Here is a 13,956-nt window from a genome sequence, read left to right as displayed (position 1 = left end):
CCCGGGATTCGCTGGCAAGCCAGCGCCTACCGTGCAGGGGCCCGCCTCCATGCATAATCCCTGCGCCGTCATCCCGGTCTACAACCATGAAACCGCCGTGCCCGCCGTGGTCGAAGCGCTCCTGGCCCGGGGCCTGCCCTGCGTGCTGGTGGACGATGCCAGCAGCCCGGCCTGCGCGGCGGTGCTGGAACAAATGGCCGAGCGCGAGCAGGTGTTCCTGATCCGCCTGGCGATCAACCAGGGCAAGGGCGGCGCGGTCATGGCCGGCCTGCGCGAAGCCGCGCAGCTGGGCTTCAGCCACGCCCTGCAGGTGGACGCCGACGGCCAGCACGACCTCACGGATGTGGATAACTTCATCCAGCGCTCCCAGGCCGATCCCGAGGCGCTGATCTGCGGTTATCCACAGTACGACGCCAGCGTGCCCAAGGGCCGCCTGTATGCCCGCTACCTGACCCATGTCTGGGTCTGGATCAACAGCCTGTCACTGCAGATCCCCGATTCGATGTGCGGCTTCCGGGTCTATCCCCTGCCTGCGGCGCTGGCCCTGATCGACTCGGTGCAACTGGGACGGCGCATGGACTTCGACCCGGAGATCCTGGTGCGCCTGTCCTGGCGCAACCAGCCCATGCACTGGCTGCCGACCCGGGTGCACTACCCGCAGGACGGCCTCTCGCACTTTCGCCTGTTCCACGACAACGCGCTGATCTCGAAGATGCACGCCAAGCTGTTCTTCGGCATGTTGGCGCGCCTGCCGCTGATCCTCTGGCGCCGGTGGCGCCCATGAGCCAGACGCCTCCCAACCAACACTGGGCCGAGCACCAGGAACGCGGCAGCTTCTGGCTGATGAAGCTCACCGCCTTCGGCGTGCGGGTCCTGGGACGCCGCATCCTGAGCCCGGTGCTGTACGTCATCGTGTTCTATTTCTTCCTGTTCGGCCGCCGCGCCCGGCGCAGCATCTGGCAGTACCAGCAGCGTCTGGCGCAATGGAGCGGACGCGCGGAATTGCACCCCAGCCACTGGCGGGTGTTCGCTCAGTTCATGGCCTTTGCCGATGCCCTGCTGGACAAGCTCGACGTGTGGAACGGCAAGTTGCGCATCGAACAGATCGAGATCATCGACCCGGCGCAACTGCGCCATCAACTGCGCGGCGAGCGCGGGCAGATGCTGGTGGGCGCGCACCTGGGCAACCTGGAAGTGTGCCGGGCCCTGGCCGAGCTGGGGGAGCAGGTGACCATGAACGTGCTGGTGCACACCAAGCACGCCGAACGCTTCAACCGCCTGCTGGGCGAAGCCGGGGCCAGCCACCTGCGGCTGATCCAGGTCAGCGAGCTGGACCCGGCGATCATGCTGCAACTGAGCCAGCGCCTGGATCACGGCGAGTGGCTGGCGATTGCCGGCGACCGTGTGCCGCTGCACGGCGGGCGCAATGTGCGGGTGGATTTCCTCGGCCATCCGGCGGCCTTCCCCCAGGGGCCCTGGCTGCTGGCGGGGCTGCTCAAGTGCCCAGTCAACCTGCTGCTGTGCCTGAAACAGCAGGGCCGCTATCAGGTGACCCTCGAACCCTTCGCCGAAGCCGTGCAGTGGAAGCGCAACGACCGCCAGCAGGTGATCGCCCAGTGGACCGCCCGCTACGCCGAGCGCCTGGGCCAGTACTGCCTGCAGGCACCGCAACAATGGTTCAACTTTTACCCATTCTGGAAGACCGATGACGACCTCGACCCATGAGCCGGTAACCTTCGGCGAACACCCCTTGCGCATCGAAGACGTGCTGGCCCTGGCCAACCGCCAGGCGCCGACCCGCCTGCAAGACGACGCCGCCTGGCGCCAGCGGATCGCCAAGGGCGCGCAGTTCCTCGATTCCCTGCTGGACAAGGAAGGGGTGATCTATGGCGTGACCACCGGCTACGGCGACTCCTGCGTGGTGGCGGTGCCGCTGCAACACGTCGAGGCCCTGCCCCGTCATCTGTATACCTTCCACGGCTGCGGCCTGGGCAAGCTGCTGGACGCCCAGGCCACTCGCGCGGTGCTGGCGGCACGCTTGCAGTCGCTGTGCCACGGTGTGTCCGGGGTGCGGGTGGAACTGCTGGAGCGCCTGCAAGCCTTCCTCGACCAGGACATCCTGCCGCTGATCCCCGAAGAGGGCTCGGTGGGCGCCAGCGGCGACCTGACGCCGCTGTCCTATGTGGCGGCGACCCTGTCCGGCGAACGCGAGGTGCTGTTCCGTGGCGAGCGTCGTGAGTCCGCCGACGTGCACCGCGAGCTGGGCTGGGAGCCTTTGGTGCTGCGGCCCAAGGAAGCCCTGGCGCTGATGAACGGCACCGCAGTGATGACCGGGCTGGCCTGCCTGGCCTTCGCCCGCGCCGACTACCTGCTGCACCTGGCGACCCGCATCACCGCCCTCAACGTGGTGGCGCTGCAAGGCAACCCGGAGCACTTCGACGAGCGCCTGTTCGCCGCCAAGCCGCACCCGGGGCAGATGCAAGTGGCCGCGTGGCTGCGCCAGGACCTGGCGATCGACGCGCCGACCGCGCCCCTGCACCGCCTGCAGGACCGCTACTCGCTGCGCTGCGCGCCCCATGTGCTGGGGGTGCTGGCCGACAGCCTGAACTGGCTGCGGGGCTTCATCGAAACCGAACTCAACAGCGCCAACGACAACCCGATCATCGACGCCGAAGCCGAGCGCGTGCTGCACGGTGGGCACTTCTATGGCGGACATATCGCCTTTGCCATGGACAGCCTGAAGAACCTGGTGGCCAACGTCGCCGACCTGCTGGACCGGCAACTGGCGCTGCTGGTGGACGTGCGCTACAACCACGGCCTGCCGAGCAACCTGTCCGGCGCCAGCGCCGAACGCGCCATGCTCAATCACGGCTTCAAGGCGGTGCAGATCGGCGCCAGCGCCTGGACCGCCGAAGCCTTGAAGAACACCCTGCCGGCCAGCGTGTTCTCACGCTCCACCGAGTGCCACAACCAGGACAAGGTGAGCATGGGCACCATCGCCGCCCGCGACGCCATCCGGGTTCTGGAGCTGACCGAACAAGTGGCCGCCGCCACCTTGCTCGCGGCCAACCAGGGGGTCTGGCTGCGCAGCCAGGAAACCGATGGCCGGCCACTGCCGCCGGCCCTGGATGCCATGCACCGGCAACTGGCCGCGGACTTCGCGCCGGTGATCGAGGACCGCGCCCTGGAGCGCGAACTGCGCCTGTGCCTGCAGCGCATCAGCGAACAACACTGGAGGCTGCATGCGTAGCAAGGGAGTGATCCACGCCGACACCCAGATCCTGGTGCCGTTCTTCGACGTCGACACCATGCATGTCGTCTGGCACGGGCATTACGTCAAGTACCTGGAAGTGGCCCGCTGCGCCCTGCTGGACAAGCTCGGCCACAACTACAACCAGATGCTCGAATCCGGCTATGCCTGGCCGGTGATCGACCTGCAACTGCGCTACGTGCGCGGCGCGGTGTTCGGCCAGACCCTGAACGTGCGCGCCAGCCTGGTGGAGTGGGAGAACCGTCTGAAGATCAACTACCTGATCACCGACCTGGCCAGTGGCGAGCGCCTGACCCGCGCCAGTTCGGTGCAGGTGGCGGTGGAGATCGCCAGCCGGGAAATGCAGCTGGCCTCGCCCAAGGTCTTCACCGACGCCGTGGCGAGGGCCCTACCGTGACCGTAGGAGCGAGCTTGCTCGCGAAAAGCGTCGGTCGGTCTGTCCGCTGCATGAAGCTGATTACCGTGGTGCGGCGGTTCGCGAGCAAGCTCGCTCCTACGCTATTGGTGTTGTTGGCAGCGCCGGGGTTGGCCCAGGCCTTCGATCTGCAACAGTTGAGCGACCAGCTGTCGCGGCCGGAGGTGATCCACGGCCGCTTCATCCAGGAAAAACACCTGCGCGCCCTGCCCCAGCCGCTGACCAGCAAGGGCCACTTCGTCCTGGCGAAAAACCACGGCCTGCTGTGGCTGCTGCAAACCCCGCTGCAGCAGGACTACCGCATCACCGCCGCCGGCATTGCCCGGCGCGATGCCAGCAGCTGGCAGATGCTCCCGGGCAAGAGCGCCGGGGCCGAGCAGAACCGGCTGTTCCTGGCCGTGCTGCAAGGCGACAGCAGCGGCCTGCAACGGGACTTCGAGCTCAAGCTGCAAGGCAGCGCCGAAGACTGGCACCTGCAGTTGATCCCCCGCTCCCTGCTGCTGAAACAGATCTTCAACCAGATCAACATCGACGGCGGCGCACTGGTGCAACGCATCGAGCTGCTGGAAGCCCAGGGCGACCGCACCCTGCTGATCATGCAGGACAGCAGCAGCGCCCTGCCCTTGAGCGAAGCGGAGCAACATGATTTTGCCGAGTGAGCGCTGGCTGCCCCGTGTTTTCCTGATCCTGCTGCTGGCGGTGCTGGCCCTGGGTGCCTGGCAGTGGCGCCACGGCGCGCCGCTGTCGGCCAACCTCATGGAGCTGGTGCCCGGCACCGCTCCCGACGCCCTGGAGCTGCTGGCCGAACAACGCATGCAAGAGCCGCTGAACCGGGAAATCCTGGTGCTGGTAGGGCACGCCGAGCGCCCGCAGGCGGTGGACATGGCCCGCCAGCTGGCCGAGCAGTGGCAGGCCAGCGGGCTGTTCGACAAGGTGCAGTGGAACCTCCAGGCCGACCTGCCGGCCTTGCGCAAGCAATTGCTCCAGGGACGACTGGCGATGCTCGCGGCCAAGGACCGGGAGCAGTTGATCAACCAGCCCCAGGCGTTCATCGAGCAGCGGGTGCAAAGCCTGTTCGACCCCTTTGCCGGCTTCTCCCTGGTGCCGAGCCAGGACGACTGGCTAGGCCTGACCGGACGCATCCAGAACAGCCAGCCGCAACATGGCGCGGTGCAACTGGATATCGGCAGCGGCGCCCTGGTGGCCGAAGCCGAGGGCCGGCACTGGGTGCTGCTGCGGGCCCATACCCGCGGCAACGCGTTCGACATGCAGTTGCCCCTGCAAGTGGCCGAGCTGCTGCGCCACAGCCGGGAACAGGCGAGCCAGGGCGATGTCCAGCTGCTGGCCGCCAGTGGCCTGCTGTACGCCGCCAACGGTCAGCAGCAGGCCAGCCGCGAAATCACCTGGGTTGGCGGTGGCGCGACGTTGGGGATCCTGTTGCTGCTGCTCCTGGCCTTTCGCCGCTGGCGCGCCTTGCTGGCCTTCGTCCCGGTGCTGGTGGGCATGCTGTTCGGCGCGGTGGCCTGTGTCGCCCTGTTCGGCCACATGCACGTGATGACCCTGGTGCTGGGGTCGAGCCTGATCGGCGTGGCCGTCGACTACCCGCTGCATTACCTGTCCAAGAGCTGGAGCCTGAAACCCTGGCGCAGCTGGCCGGCCCTGCGCCTGACCCTGCCGGGGCTGAGCCTGAGCCTGATCACCAGTTGCATCGGCTACCTGGCCCTGGCCTGGACCCCGTTTCCGGCCCTGACCCAGATCGCCGCGTTCTCCGCCGCCGGCCTGCTGGGGGCCTACCTGTCGGCGGTGTGCCTGCTGCCGGCGCTGCTCAAGGGCGTCGAGCTGCATCCGGCGCAATGGCCGCTGCGGGTCGCCGAAACCTTGCTCAGCGTGCGCGAGGCGCTGCTCAAGCGTGTGCCGAGCCCGGTGCTGCTGGCCCTGCTGGCGCTGTTCTGCGCCGGCGGCCTGTGGCAACTGGAAAGCAAGAACGACATCCGCCAGTGGGTCGGCGCGCCGCCGCAACTGCTGCAAGAGGCCCAGGCCATTGCCCGGATCACCGGCTATCAACCCACCAGCCAGTTCTTTCTGGTGCGCGCCGCCGACCAGCCACAGCTGTTGCAACGCCTGAAAAGCCTGGACGAACGCCTGCAACAGCTGGTGAACCTGGGCAAGCTCAAGGGCTACCTTTCTCTGGAGCAACTGCTTGGCCAACCCGCCGAACAACAGCAGGTACGCGAAGCGCTCAAGCAACTGCCGAACGTCTGGCAGCCGCTGCTGCAACTGGGGGTGCCACTGGCGGCGCTGCAGGCCGAATTGCAGCAACTGCAGGACTTGCCCGTAGCCGATATCGACAGCGCCCTGGCCGGGCCCCTGGCCGAGCCTTATCGCCCATTGTGGCTGGGGCCCAATGCCGACGGCGTGGCGGCCATGGTCAGTCTGCAAGGCCTGAACGACGCTGCCCTGCTGCAGGTCCAGGCCCATGACCTGCCCGGGGTGCAACTGGTGGACCGCCTAGGTGAGTTGAACCGGGTGTTTGCCGCAACCCAGGTCAGCGCCGCCGAACTCAAGCTGGCCTCCTGCGTGCTGATCGTGCTGCTGCTGATCCTGCCCTTCGGCGTCGGCGGTGCCTTGCGTCTGGTGGCGCTGCCATTGCTGGCAGCCTTGTGCAGCCTGGCCAGCCTCGGCTGGCTGGGGCAGCCGCTGACCCTGTTCAGCCTGTTCGGCCTGTTGCTGGTAACCGCCATCAGCGTCGACTACGCGATCCTCATGCGCGAGCAGATCGGCGGTGCCGCCGTTAGCCTGCTGGGCACCCTGCTGGCGGCCCTGACCACCTGGCTGTCGTTCGGGCTGCTGGCGGTATCCAGCACCCCGGCGGTGAGCAACTTCGGGCTGGCGGTAAGCCTGGGGCTGGCCTTCAGCTTTATCCTCGCGCCCTGGGCCGGGCACACGCCGCACCCGACGCCCGAGGCGGAGCGCAACCCATGCTGACCCTGCTGTTCTGGCTGCTGGCCCTGGGGCTGTTCGCCCTGGCCACCCATCTCGGGCGGCACCTGGGCCTGATTCCCATCGTCAGCCAACTGCTATTGGCGACCTTCGGCCTGCCGCTGCTGATGCTGCTGTGGATCGAGCCGCACTGGCAGCTCAGTGGCGCGCAGCTGGTGGCGCCGCAATGGCTCAAGCACCTGTACGGCCTGAGCTTCGCCCTGTTGCTGGGGCATATCCTCAGCGATGTGATCGACCTGCGCCTGGACCGCCAGAGCCTGAAGATCGCCGTGCCGAGCTTCGGCATTCCCTTCGCCTGCGGCCTGGCCACGGCCTTCTGGCTGCTGCCGGCGCAACCCTGGATCAGCTCCCTGGCGCTGGGCCTGCTGTTCGCCATCACGGCAATCCCGGTGCTCTACCTGTACCTGCGGCACATCCAGTACCCGCCCGCCGCCACCCGGCGCCTGGTGCAGACGGCGATCCTCATCGACCTGACCTGCTGGAGCCTGTTCGCCCTGGCCCAGGGCAGCCTGCACCTTGCCAGCCTGCTGCTGCCCCTGGGCGGCGCCTGCCTGCCGTTGCTGCTGCGTGGCCTGGGCCTGCACCAGCCACTGCTGCACAGCCTGGGGTTCTTCGCCCTGCTGGTGGTGGCCGAGCACTACAAGCTCAATGCGCTGATCTTCGGCATCGGCTACCTGCTGTGCATGGCCGCCCTCAAGCTGCCGCTGGTGCTGCCGTTAAAGGCTGCCTGGATGAACCGTTTGCAGACCTTTGTCGCCATCCCGCTGATCCTCACGTTCGGCATCGTGCAGATCAACGTGCACAGCGCCATGGACAGCCTCGGCTGGGTGCAACTGGCGGCGCTGCTGGTGCTGCCGATTGCCAGCAAGCTGCTGGGCAACTGGCTGGGCCTGCACTGGGCCGGCGCCTCCTTCGCGGGCGCCAGCCGCTGGCGGGAAAGCCTGCTGCTGAACATTCGCGGTTTGAGCGAGATCGTCTTTCTCAACCTGCTGCTGCAACAACAGCTGATCAGCCCGGCGCTGTACTTCGCGCTGATGCTCATGGGCCTGATCGCCACCCTGCTGCCGGCCCTGGCCGGGATGCATCGAACGCCCCAGGCAACGCCACACGTCGCCCCCTTGAATCTGAACATCGCCAAACCGGCAAGGAGCCCCAGTGCCAACAGTTGAAATGCAACGTCGCCAGGTCGTGGTGATCGGTGCCGGCCCCTCCGGGGCCATCGCGGCCGCGCTGCTCAAGCGCCAGGGCCACGACGTGCTGATCGTCGAGCGGCAACATTTCCCGCGGTTCTCCATCGGCGAAAGCCTGCTGTCCCACTGCCTGGATTTCGTCGAGCAAGCCGGGATGCTGGAGGCGGTGCAGGCTGCTGGATTCCAGCTGAAAAACGGCGCGGCATTCGCCTGGGGCGAGCACTACAGCACCTTCGATTTCGGCGACACCTTCAGCCAAGGCAAGCCCACCACCTTCCAGGTGCAGCGCGCCGACTTCGACAAGTTGCTGGCCGATCAGGCGGCGCTGCAAGGGGTCGAGATCCGCTACGGCGAGGAGATCATCGCGGTGGACCTGGAGCGGCCGTTGCCCCAGCTCGACTGCCGTCGCGAGGACGGCAGCCAGTACCGCATCGAGGCCGATTTCATCCTCGACGCCAGCGGCTACGGCCGGGTGCTGCCGCGCCTGCTGGAGCTGGAAGCGCCGTCGAACTTCCCGGTACGCCGGGCGGTGTTCACCCATGTCGAAGACCGCATCGATTGCGAGCATTTCGACCGCGACAAGATCCTCATCACCACCCACCCGCAACACCGCGACATCTGGTTCTGGACCATCCCCTTCAGCAACGGCCGCTGCTCGGTGGGCGTGGTGGCCGCCGATCAACACTTCGCCGGACACGATGGCGACCTGGACGCCTGCCTGCGCGGCTTCATCGAGCAAACCCCGAGCCTGGCCAGGGTCCTGGAAAACGCCGAGTGGGACACCCCGGCGCGGACCATCGGCGGCTACTCGGCCAACGTCACTACCCTGCACGGCCCGGGCTTTGCGCTGCTGGGCAATGCCGCGGAATTCCTCGATCCGGTGTTCTCCTCCGGAGTGACCATCGCCATGCGTTCATCGAGCATGGCCGCCGCCGTGCTGCACCGGCAATTGCAGGGCGAACGCGTCGACTGGGCGAGTGAGTTCGCCGAGCCGCTCAAGCGCGGCGTCGACACCTTCCGCTGCTACGTCGAGGGCTGGTACGCCGGCACCTTCCAGGACGTGATCTACCACCCGGGCAGCTCGCCGGAGATCCGCCGCATGATCAGTTCGATCCTCGCCGGTTACGCCTGGGATGAACGCAACCCCTTCGTCAGCGAGCCCAAGCGCCGGCTCAAGGCCCTATCGGAAGTCTGCGCGAGGGACGTGGCATGAGCGAGCAGAGCAGCCAGTACCTGAGCCCCAGCTACGTCGAGGAAACCCGCTTCGGCTTCTGGTTCCTGCGCAGCCACACCTGGCAGCACCATGTGCTGCGGGTGGCGATCAACGACCTGCGTTCGTTGTTCGACGGCGAGCCGCCGGCCCATCCGGTGCTGCTGGATGCCGGCTGCGGCCAGGGCAAGTCGTTCCAGCACCTGCGCCAGGTGTTCGCCCCGCAGCGCCTGATCGGGATCGATGCCGACCCTCACAGCCTCAAGCTCAGCGCCGAGGAAGCCAAACGCCAGCAGTTGCCGGTGGAACTGATCGGCAGCGACTGCGCGACCCTGCAACTGGCCGACGCCAGTGTCGACCTGCTGTTCTGCCATCAGACCTTCCATCACCTGGTGGAACAGGAAAAGGCCCTGGCCGAGTTCTACCGGGTGCTCAAGCCCGGGGGCTACCTGCTGTTCGCCGAATCCACCGAGGCCTACATCGATACCTGGGTGATCCGCTGGCTGTTCCGCCATCCGATGCATGTGCAGAAAAGCGCCGCCGAATATTTGCAGATGATTCGTCGGCAGGGCTTTGAATTCGGCCCGCAGAACGTGTCTTATCCCTACCTGTGGTGGAGCCGCGCCAAGGACTTCGGCCTGCTGGAGCGCCTTGGCCTGCGCCAGCCGCCGCCGGTGGGCCAGCGCGAGGAAACCCTGGTCAACGTAGTGGCCCGCAAGCCCCTGGAACCCGCCGCTGTCGAGGAAGGCCTGCCCGCATGATCCGCGCCCTGCTGCTCGGTTGTGTCTTGTTGTTGAGCGCTTGCGTCAGTCAGGCGCCGCTGCCCGAGCACACGCCCTCGCTGGCCCTGCCATTGCAACTGCACGTGCAGCGCCAGGCCGGGGATCAGCGCCAGGACTGGCTGCTGGTGATCCAGGCCGAAGGCCCGGACCTGCGCTGGTCGCTGATGGACCCATTGGGCATTCCCCAGGCCCGTCAGCGCCTGGTGGCCGGCCAGTGGCAGGCCGATGGTCTGCTGCCCCCCAACCCGGAGGCCCGGGAACTGTTCGCAGCGCTGCTGTTCGCCCTCACACCCGAGGCGGAACTGGCCGCCAACTACCCGGGCGCCCTTCAGCAAGGCGCCCAACGTACCCTCGGCCCACGCTGGCGGATTGACTATCAACAACCTCTGGATTTCGAGTTGAACCTGCCTCAAGGCCCGCACTACCACATCACTGCACTGAGTACCGAGGCCACCCCATGACGGCCTACCTCAATGCCCTCGGGGTGATCTGCGCCCTGGGCCGCAATCGCCGGGAAGTCGCCCGCAGCCTGTTTGCCGGCGACTGTTCGGGCCTGCGCGACGAAAGCCACTGGGTGCCCGAACGCACTTTGCCGGTGGCGGCGGTGCGCGGCGCGCTGGCCAGCATGCCGGCCGGCCTGCAAGCGCAGAGCAGCCGCAACAACCAGCTGTTGCTGGAGGCCACGCTGCAGATCGAGGACGACATCCGCCAGGCGATCCAGCGCTACGGCCATGGCCGCATCGGCATCGTCCTGGGCACCAGCACCTCGGGCATCGACGAGGCCAGCCGCGGCATTGCCCGTTACCTGCAGGACCGGCAATTCCCGGCGGACTACGACTACCGCCAGCAGGAGCTCAGCGCGCCGGCGAACTTTCTTGCCGAGTGGCTGCAACTCCGTGGCCCGGCCTACGTGATTTCCACCGCCTGCACCTCCAGCGCCCGGGCCCTGATCAGCGCCCGACGCCTGCTCGACCTGGGCCTGTGCGACGCCGTGCTGTGCGGCGGGGTCGACAGCCTGTGCAAGCTCACCCTGAACGGCTTCAGTGCCCTGGAGGCGGTATCCGGGCAGCGCTGCAATCCGTTCTCGCGCAACCGTGACGGGATCAACATCGGCGAGGCGGCCGTGCTGTTCCTGATGAGCAGGGAGGCCGCCGGCGACGCCCCTGTGGCCCTGCTCGGCGGTGGCGCCAGCTCCGATGCCTACCATATTTCCGCCCCGGCCCCCGATGGCCGCGGTGCCTTGCAGGCCATGCGCCTGGCGCTGCGCAGCGCCGGCCTGCAGCCGCAGCAGATCGACTACCTGAACCTGCACGGCACCGCCACCCAGCACAACGACGCCATGGAAAGCCTGGCGGTGGCCCAGCTGTTCCCCGAGGGCCTGCCCTGTTCCTCGACCAAGCCCATGAGCGGCCACACCCTGGGCGCCGCCGGAGCCCTGGAAGCGGCGTTCTGCTGGCTGGCCCTGAGCGCCGACAACCCCGACCAGGCGCTGCCACCCCATGTCTGGGACGGCGCGGCCGACCCGGCCCTGCCGCCCCTGCACTGGGTGACCCCGGCCGACCGGCTGGCGGCGCATTCACCACGCCACCTGATGAGCAACTCCTTCGCCTTCGGTGGCAACAACGTCAGCCTGATAATCGGAGACGCCCCATGATCGACTGGCCGCTCGCCGAACTGCTGCCCCACGCCGGGGACATGATCCTCATCGATCAGGTCCTGGCCTTTGATGAAGAACAGATCCGCACCCGCCTCCAGGTTCGCCCCGGCGGCCTGTTCAACCGCCCCGACGGCAGCCTGCCGGCCTGGGTCGGGGTCGAGCTGATGGCCCAGAGCGTGGCCGCCTACGCCGGCTGTCGCGCGCGCCAGCAGGGCCTGCCGGTGGAGCTGGGCTTTTTGCTGGGCACGCGCAAGTTCGAATGCAATGTCGAGCACTTCCCGGTCGACAGCCTGCTGGAGATCCACGCCCTGCGCTCCCTCGAAGACGACAACGGCATGGGCGTGTTCGAATGCCACCTCAGCGGCCCCGGCATTACCGCCACGGCGCGCCTGAACGTGTACCGTCCACCCCAGGCCGCCGACTATCTGCATGAAACACCTGCCTCTTCTACAGGAACTCCCTCATGACTGACTCCGTACTGGTCACCGGCTCCAGCCGTGGCATCGGCCGCGCCATCGCCCTGCGTCTGGCCCGGGCCGGTTATGACCTGGTGCTGCACTGCCGCAGCGGCCGCAGCGAAGCCGAAGCCGTCAAGGGCGAGATCGAAGCCCTGGGCCGCGGCGCCCGCATTCTGCAATTCGATGTAGCGGACCGGGAAGCCTGCCGGACGGCCCTGGAGGCCGACGTCGAAGCCCATGGCGCCTATTACGGCGTAGTGCTCAACGCCGGGCTGACCCGCGACGGCGCCTTCCCGGCCCTGAGCGAAGACGACTGGGACCAGGTGCTGCGCACCAACCTCGACGGTTTCTACAACGTCCTGCACCCGGTGATGATGCCGATGATCCGCCGCCGCGCCGCCGGGCGCATTGTCTGCATCACCTCGGTGTCGGGGCTGATCGGCAACCGCGGCCAGGTCAACTACAGCGCCTCCAAGGCCGGGCTGATCGGCGCGGCCAAGGCCCTGGCCATCGAGCTGGGCAAGCGCAAGATCACCGTCAATTGCGTGGCACCGGGGCTGATCGACACCGCCATGCTCGATGAGAACGTGCCGGTGGACGAGCTGATGAAGATGATTCCCGCGCAGCGCATGGGCACCCCGGAAGAGGTGGCCGGGGCGGTGAACTTCCTGATGTCCGCCGAGGCCGCCTACATCACCCGCCAGGTGCTGGCGGTGAACGGGGGCCTGTGCTGATGAAACGCGTGGTCGTCACCGGCATGGCCGGCATCACCGCCCTGGGCAACGACTGGGCCAGCATCGCCGAGCGCTTTGCCGCCAACCGCACTGGCATCCGGCGCATGGACGAATGGGATCGGTTCAGCGAGCTCAACACCCGCCTGGCCGGCCCCATCGATGACTTCCAGGTGCCGAGCCACTGGACCCGCAAGCAACTGCGCAGCATGGGCCGGGTGTCGCGGCTGGCGGTCGGCGCCGCCGAGCAGGCCCTGGCCGATGCCGGGCTCTTGGGCGAGCCGTCGATCAGGGACGGGCGCATGGGCGTGGCCTGCGGCTCTTCCACCGGCAGCACCGACGAGATCAAGGCCTTCGGCAACATGCTGCTGAACTCGGTGGCCGAGGGGCTCAACGCCAACTCCTACGTACGCATGATGCCCCACACCACCGCAGCCAATATCAGCATCTTCTTCGGCCTCACCGGACGCCTGATTCCCACCTCCAGCGCCTGCACCAGCGGCAGCCAGGGCATCGGCTATGCCTATGAAGCGATCAAGTTCGGCCGTCTGCCGCTGATGCTCGCCGGCGGCGCCGAGGAGCTGTGCCCCACCGAAGCCATGGTGTTCGACGCGCTCTACGCCACCAGCCTGAAAAACGATGCGCCACACACCAGCCCCCGGCCCTACGACACCGACCGCGACGGCCTGGTGATCGGTGAAGGCGGCGGCATGCTGGTGCTCGAAGAGCTGGAGCACGCCCTGGCCCGTGGCGCGCGCATTCACGCGGAAATCGTCGGTTTCGGCAGCAACGCCGACGGCCAGCACACCACCCGTCCCGAGCAGAGCACCATGCGCCGGGCCATGGAGCTGGCGCTGGAAGACGCGGCCCTGGCCCCCTCGGCCATCGGCTATGTCAACGGCCACGGCACCGCCACCGAGCAGGGCGATATCGCCGAGACCCTGGCCACCAGCAGCCTGTTCGGCAGCCGCATGCCCATCAGTTCGCAGAAGAGCTTTCTCGGCCACACCCTGGGCGCCTGCGGCGCGCTGGAATCCTGGTTCAGCATCGAGATGCTCAACCGCGACCTGTACGTGCACACCTGCAACCTGGATCAGGTCGACCCACGCTGCGGCGAGCTGGATTACCTGCAGGGCGGCTTCCGGGCCATGAGCCACGAATTCGTGATGAACAACAACTTTGCCTTTGGCGGGGTCAACACCTCGTTGATCTTCCGCCGCTGGACTTGATGCCCAACCCCAC

General features: G+C 67.4%; 14 protein-coding genes. All 14 read left to right on the top strand.

Features of this window, described 5'->3' with window-relative positions:
- Positions 1-49: 49 nt before the first annotated feature.
- Genes DNK59_RS06980 through DNK59_RS06915 form a run of 14 tightly spaced genes read left to right on the top strand, consistent with a single transcriptional unit; the run spans position 50 to position 13,943 of the window.
- Positions 50-784, top strand: a complete 735-nt coding sequence (locus DNK59_RS06980; RefSeq protein ID WP_110722697.1) for a glycosyltransferase family 2 protein — start codon at positions 50-52, stop codon at positions 782-784.
- Positions 781-1,725, top strand: coding sequence for a glycosyl transferase (locus tag DNK59_RS06975; RefSeq protein ID WP_110722696.1), 945 nt, complete (start codon positions 781-783; stop codon positions 1,723-1,725). The genes DNK59_RS06980 and DNK59_RS06975 overlap by 4 nt, the downstream gene beginning before the upstream one ends.
- Positions 1,706-3,250 (top strand): histidine ammonia-lyase, encoded by a 1,545-nt coding sequence (gene hutH, locus DNK59_RS06970; protein ID WP_110722695.1) that lies wholly within the window; start codon positions 1,706-1,708, stop codon positions 3,248-3,250. The genes DNK59_RS06975 and hutH overlap by 20 nt, the downstream gene beginning before the upstream one ends.
- Positions 3,243-3,668 carry a thioesterase family protein gene (locus tag DNK59_RS06965; RefSeq protein ID WP_092318934.1) on the top strand — a complete coding sequence of 142 codons (426 nt, stop codon included), beginning with the start codon at positions 3,243-3,245 and terminating at the stop codon, positions 3,666-3,668. Before hutH ends, DNK59_RS06965 begins: the two co-directional genes overlap by 8 nt.
- Before the next feature lie 50 nt (positions 3,669-3,718).
- The gene (locus tag DNK59_RS06960) at positions 3,719-4,345 is read left to right on the top strand and encodes an outer membrane lipoprotein carrier protein LolA (RefSeq protein ID WP_256596304.1); all 627 of its coding nucleotides are present in this window, start codon (positions 3,719-3,721) and stop codon (positions 4,343-4,345) included.
- A complete protein-coding gene (locus DNK59_RS06955; protein WP_110722693.1) occupies positions 4,329-6,671 on the top strand; it encodes an MMPL family transporter in 2,343 nt (780 codons plus the stop codon). Before DNK59_RS06960 ends, DNK59_RS06955 begins: the two co-directional genes overlap by 17 nt.
- On the top strand, positions 6,665-7,855 hold the full coding sequence (locus tag DNK59_RS06950) for a sodium:proton antiporter (protein WP_110722692.1): 1,191 nt from the start codon (positions 6,665-6,667) through the stop codon (positions 7,853-7,855). The genes DNK59_RS06955 and DNK59_RS06950 overlap by 7 nt, the downstream gene beginning before the upstream one ends.
- A complete protein-coding gene (locus tag DNK59_RS06945; protein WP_110722691.1) occupies positions 7,842-9,089 on the top strand; it encodes an NAD(P)/FAD-dependent oxidoreductase in 1,248 nt (415 codons plus the stop codon). The genes DNK59_RS06950 and DNK59_RS06945 overlap by 14 nt, the downstream gene beginning before the upstream one ends.
- Entirely contained in the window at positions 9,086-9,847 is a 762-nt protein-coding gene (locus DNK59_RS06940; protein ID WP_110722690.1) for a class I SAM-dependent methyltransferase, read from the top strand. Before DNK59_RS06945 ends, DNK59_RS06940 begins: the two co-directional genes overlap by 4 nt.
- Positions 9,844-10,329 (top strand): DUF3261 domain-containing protein, encoded by a 486-nt coding sequence (locus DNK59_RS06935; protein ID WP_110722689.1) that lies wholly within the window; start codon positions 9,844-9,846, stop codon positions 10,327-10,329. The genes DNK59_RS06940 and DNK59_RS06935 overlap by 4 nt, the downstream gene beginning before the upstream one ends.
- A complete protein-coding gene (locus DNK59_RS06930) occupies positions 10,326-11,522 on the top strand; it encodes a beta-ketoacyl-[acyl-carrier-protein] synthase family protein (RefSeq protein ID WP_092318920.1) in 1,197 nt (398 codons plus the stop codon). The genes DNK59_RS06935 and DNK59_RS06930 overlap by 4 nt, the downstream gene beginning before the upstream one ends.
- On the top strand, positions 11,519-11,992 hold the full coding sequence (locus DNK59_RS06925; protein WP_110722688.1) for a hotdog family protein: 474 nt from the start codon (positions 11,519-11,521) through the stop codon (positions 11,990-11,992). The genes DNK59_RS06930 and DNK59_RS06925 overlap by 4 nt, the downstream gene beginning before the upstream one ends.
- Entirely contained in the window at positions 11,989-12,717 is a 729-nt protein-coding gene (gene fabG, locus DNK59_RS06920; RefSeq protein WP_110722687.1) for a 3-oxoacyl-ACP reductase FabG, read from the top strand. Before DNK59_RS06925 ends, fabG begins: the two co-directional genes overlap by 4 nt.
- Positions 12,717-13,943 carry a beta-ketoacyl-ACP synthase gene (locus tag DNK59_RS06915; protein ID WP_092320568.1) on the top strand — a complete coding sequence of 409 codons (1,227 nt, stop codon included), beginning with the start codon at positions 12,717-12,719 and terminating at the stop codon, positions 13,941-13,943. Before fabG ends, DNK59_RS06915 begins: the two co-directional genes overlap by 1 nt.
- Positions 13,944-13,956 lie beyond the last annotated feature (13 nt).

The organism is Pseudomonas sp. TKO26 (assembly GCF_003225665.1).
GTDB lineage: Bacteria > Pseudomonadota > Gammaproteobacteria > Pseudomonadales > Pseudomonadaceae > Aquipseudomonas > Aquipseudomonas saponiphila.
The sequence above is the reverse complement of the archived record's forward strand: the minus strand, read 5'-3'. Positions and strand labels throughout refer to the sequence as shown.

Bases quoted from the DNA above. Each gene is read 5' to 3' on its own strand.
- DNK59_RS06980 (WP_110722697.1), top strand. From the start codon at position 50: ATGCATAATCCCTGCGCCGTCATCCCGGTCTACAACCATGAAACCGCC.
- DNK59_RS06975 (WP_110722696.1), top strand. From the start codon at position 781: ATGAGCCAGACGCCTCCCAACCAACACTGGGCCGAGCACCAGGAACGC.
- hutH (WP_110722695.1), top strand. From the start codon at position 1,706: ATGACGACCTCGACCCATGAGCCGGTAACCTTCGGCGAACACCCCTTG.
- DNK59_RS06965 (WP_092318934.1), top strand. From the start codon at position 3,243: ATGCGTAGCAAGGGAGTGATCCACGCCGACACCCAGATCCTGGTGCCG.
- DNK59_RS06960 (WP_256596304.1), top strand. From the start codon at position 3,719: ATGAAGCTGATTACCGTGGTGCGGCGGTTCGCGAGCAAGCTCGCTCCT.
- DNK59_RS06955 (WP_110722693.1), top strand. From the start codon at position 4,329: ATGATTTTGCCGAGTGAGCGCTGGCTGCCCCGTGTTTTCCTGATCCTG.
- DNK59_RS06950 (WP_110722692.1), top strand. From the start codon at position 6,665: ATGCTGACCCTGCTGTTCTGGCTGCTGGCCCTGGGGCTGTTCGCCCTG.
- DNK59_RS06940 (WP_110722690.1), top strand. From the start codon at position 9,086: ATGAGCGAGCAGAGCAGCCAGTACCTGAGCCCCAGCTACGTCGAGGAA.
- DNK59_RS06935 (WP_110722689.1), top strand. From the start codon at position 9,844: ATGATCCGCGCCCTGCTGCTCGGTTGTGTCTTGTTGTTGAGCGCTTGC.
- DNK59_RS06930 (WP_092318920.1), top strand. From the start codon at position 10,326: ATGACGGCCTACCTCAATGCCCTCGGGGTGATCTGCGCCCTGGGCCGC.
- DNK59_RS06925 (WP_110722688.1), top strand. From the start codon at position 11,519: ATGATCGACTGGCCGCTCGCCGAACTGCTGCCCCACGCCGGGGACATG.
- fabG (WP_110722687.1), top strand. From the start codon at position 11,989: ATGACTGACTCCGTACTGGTCACCGGCTCCAGCCGTGGCATCGGCCGC.
- DNK59_RS06915 (WP_092320568.1), top strand. From the start codon at position 12,717: ATGAAACGCGTGGTCGTCACCGGCATGGCCGGCATCACCGCCCTGGGC.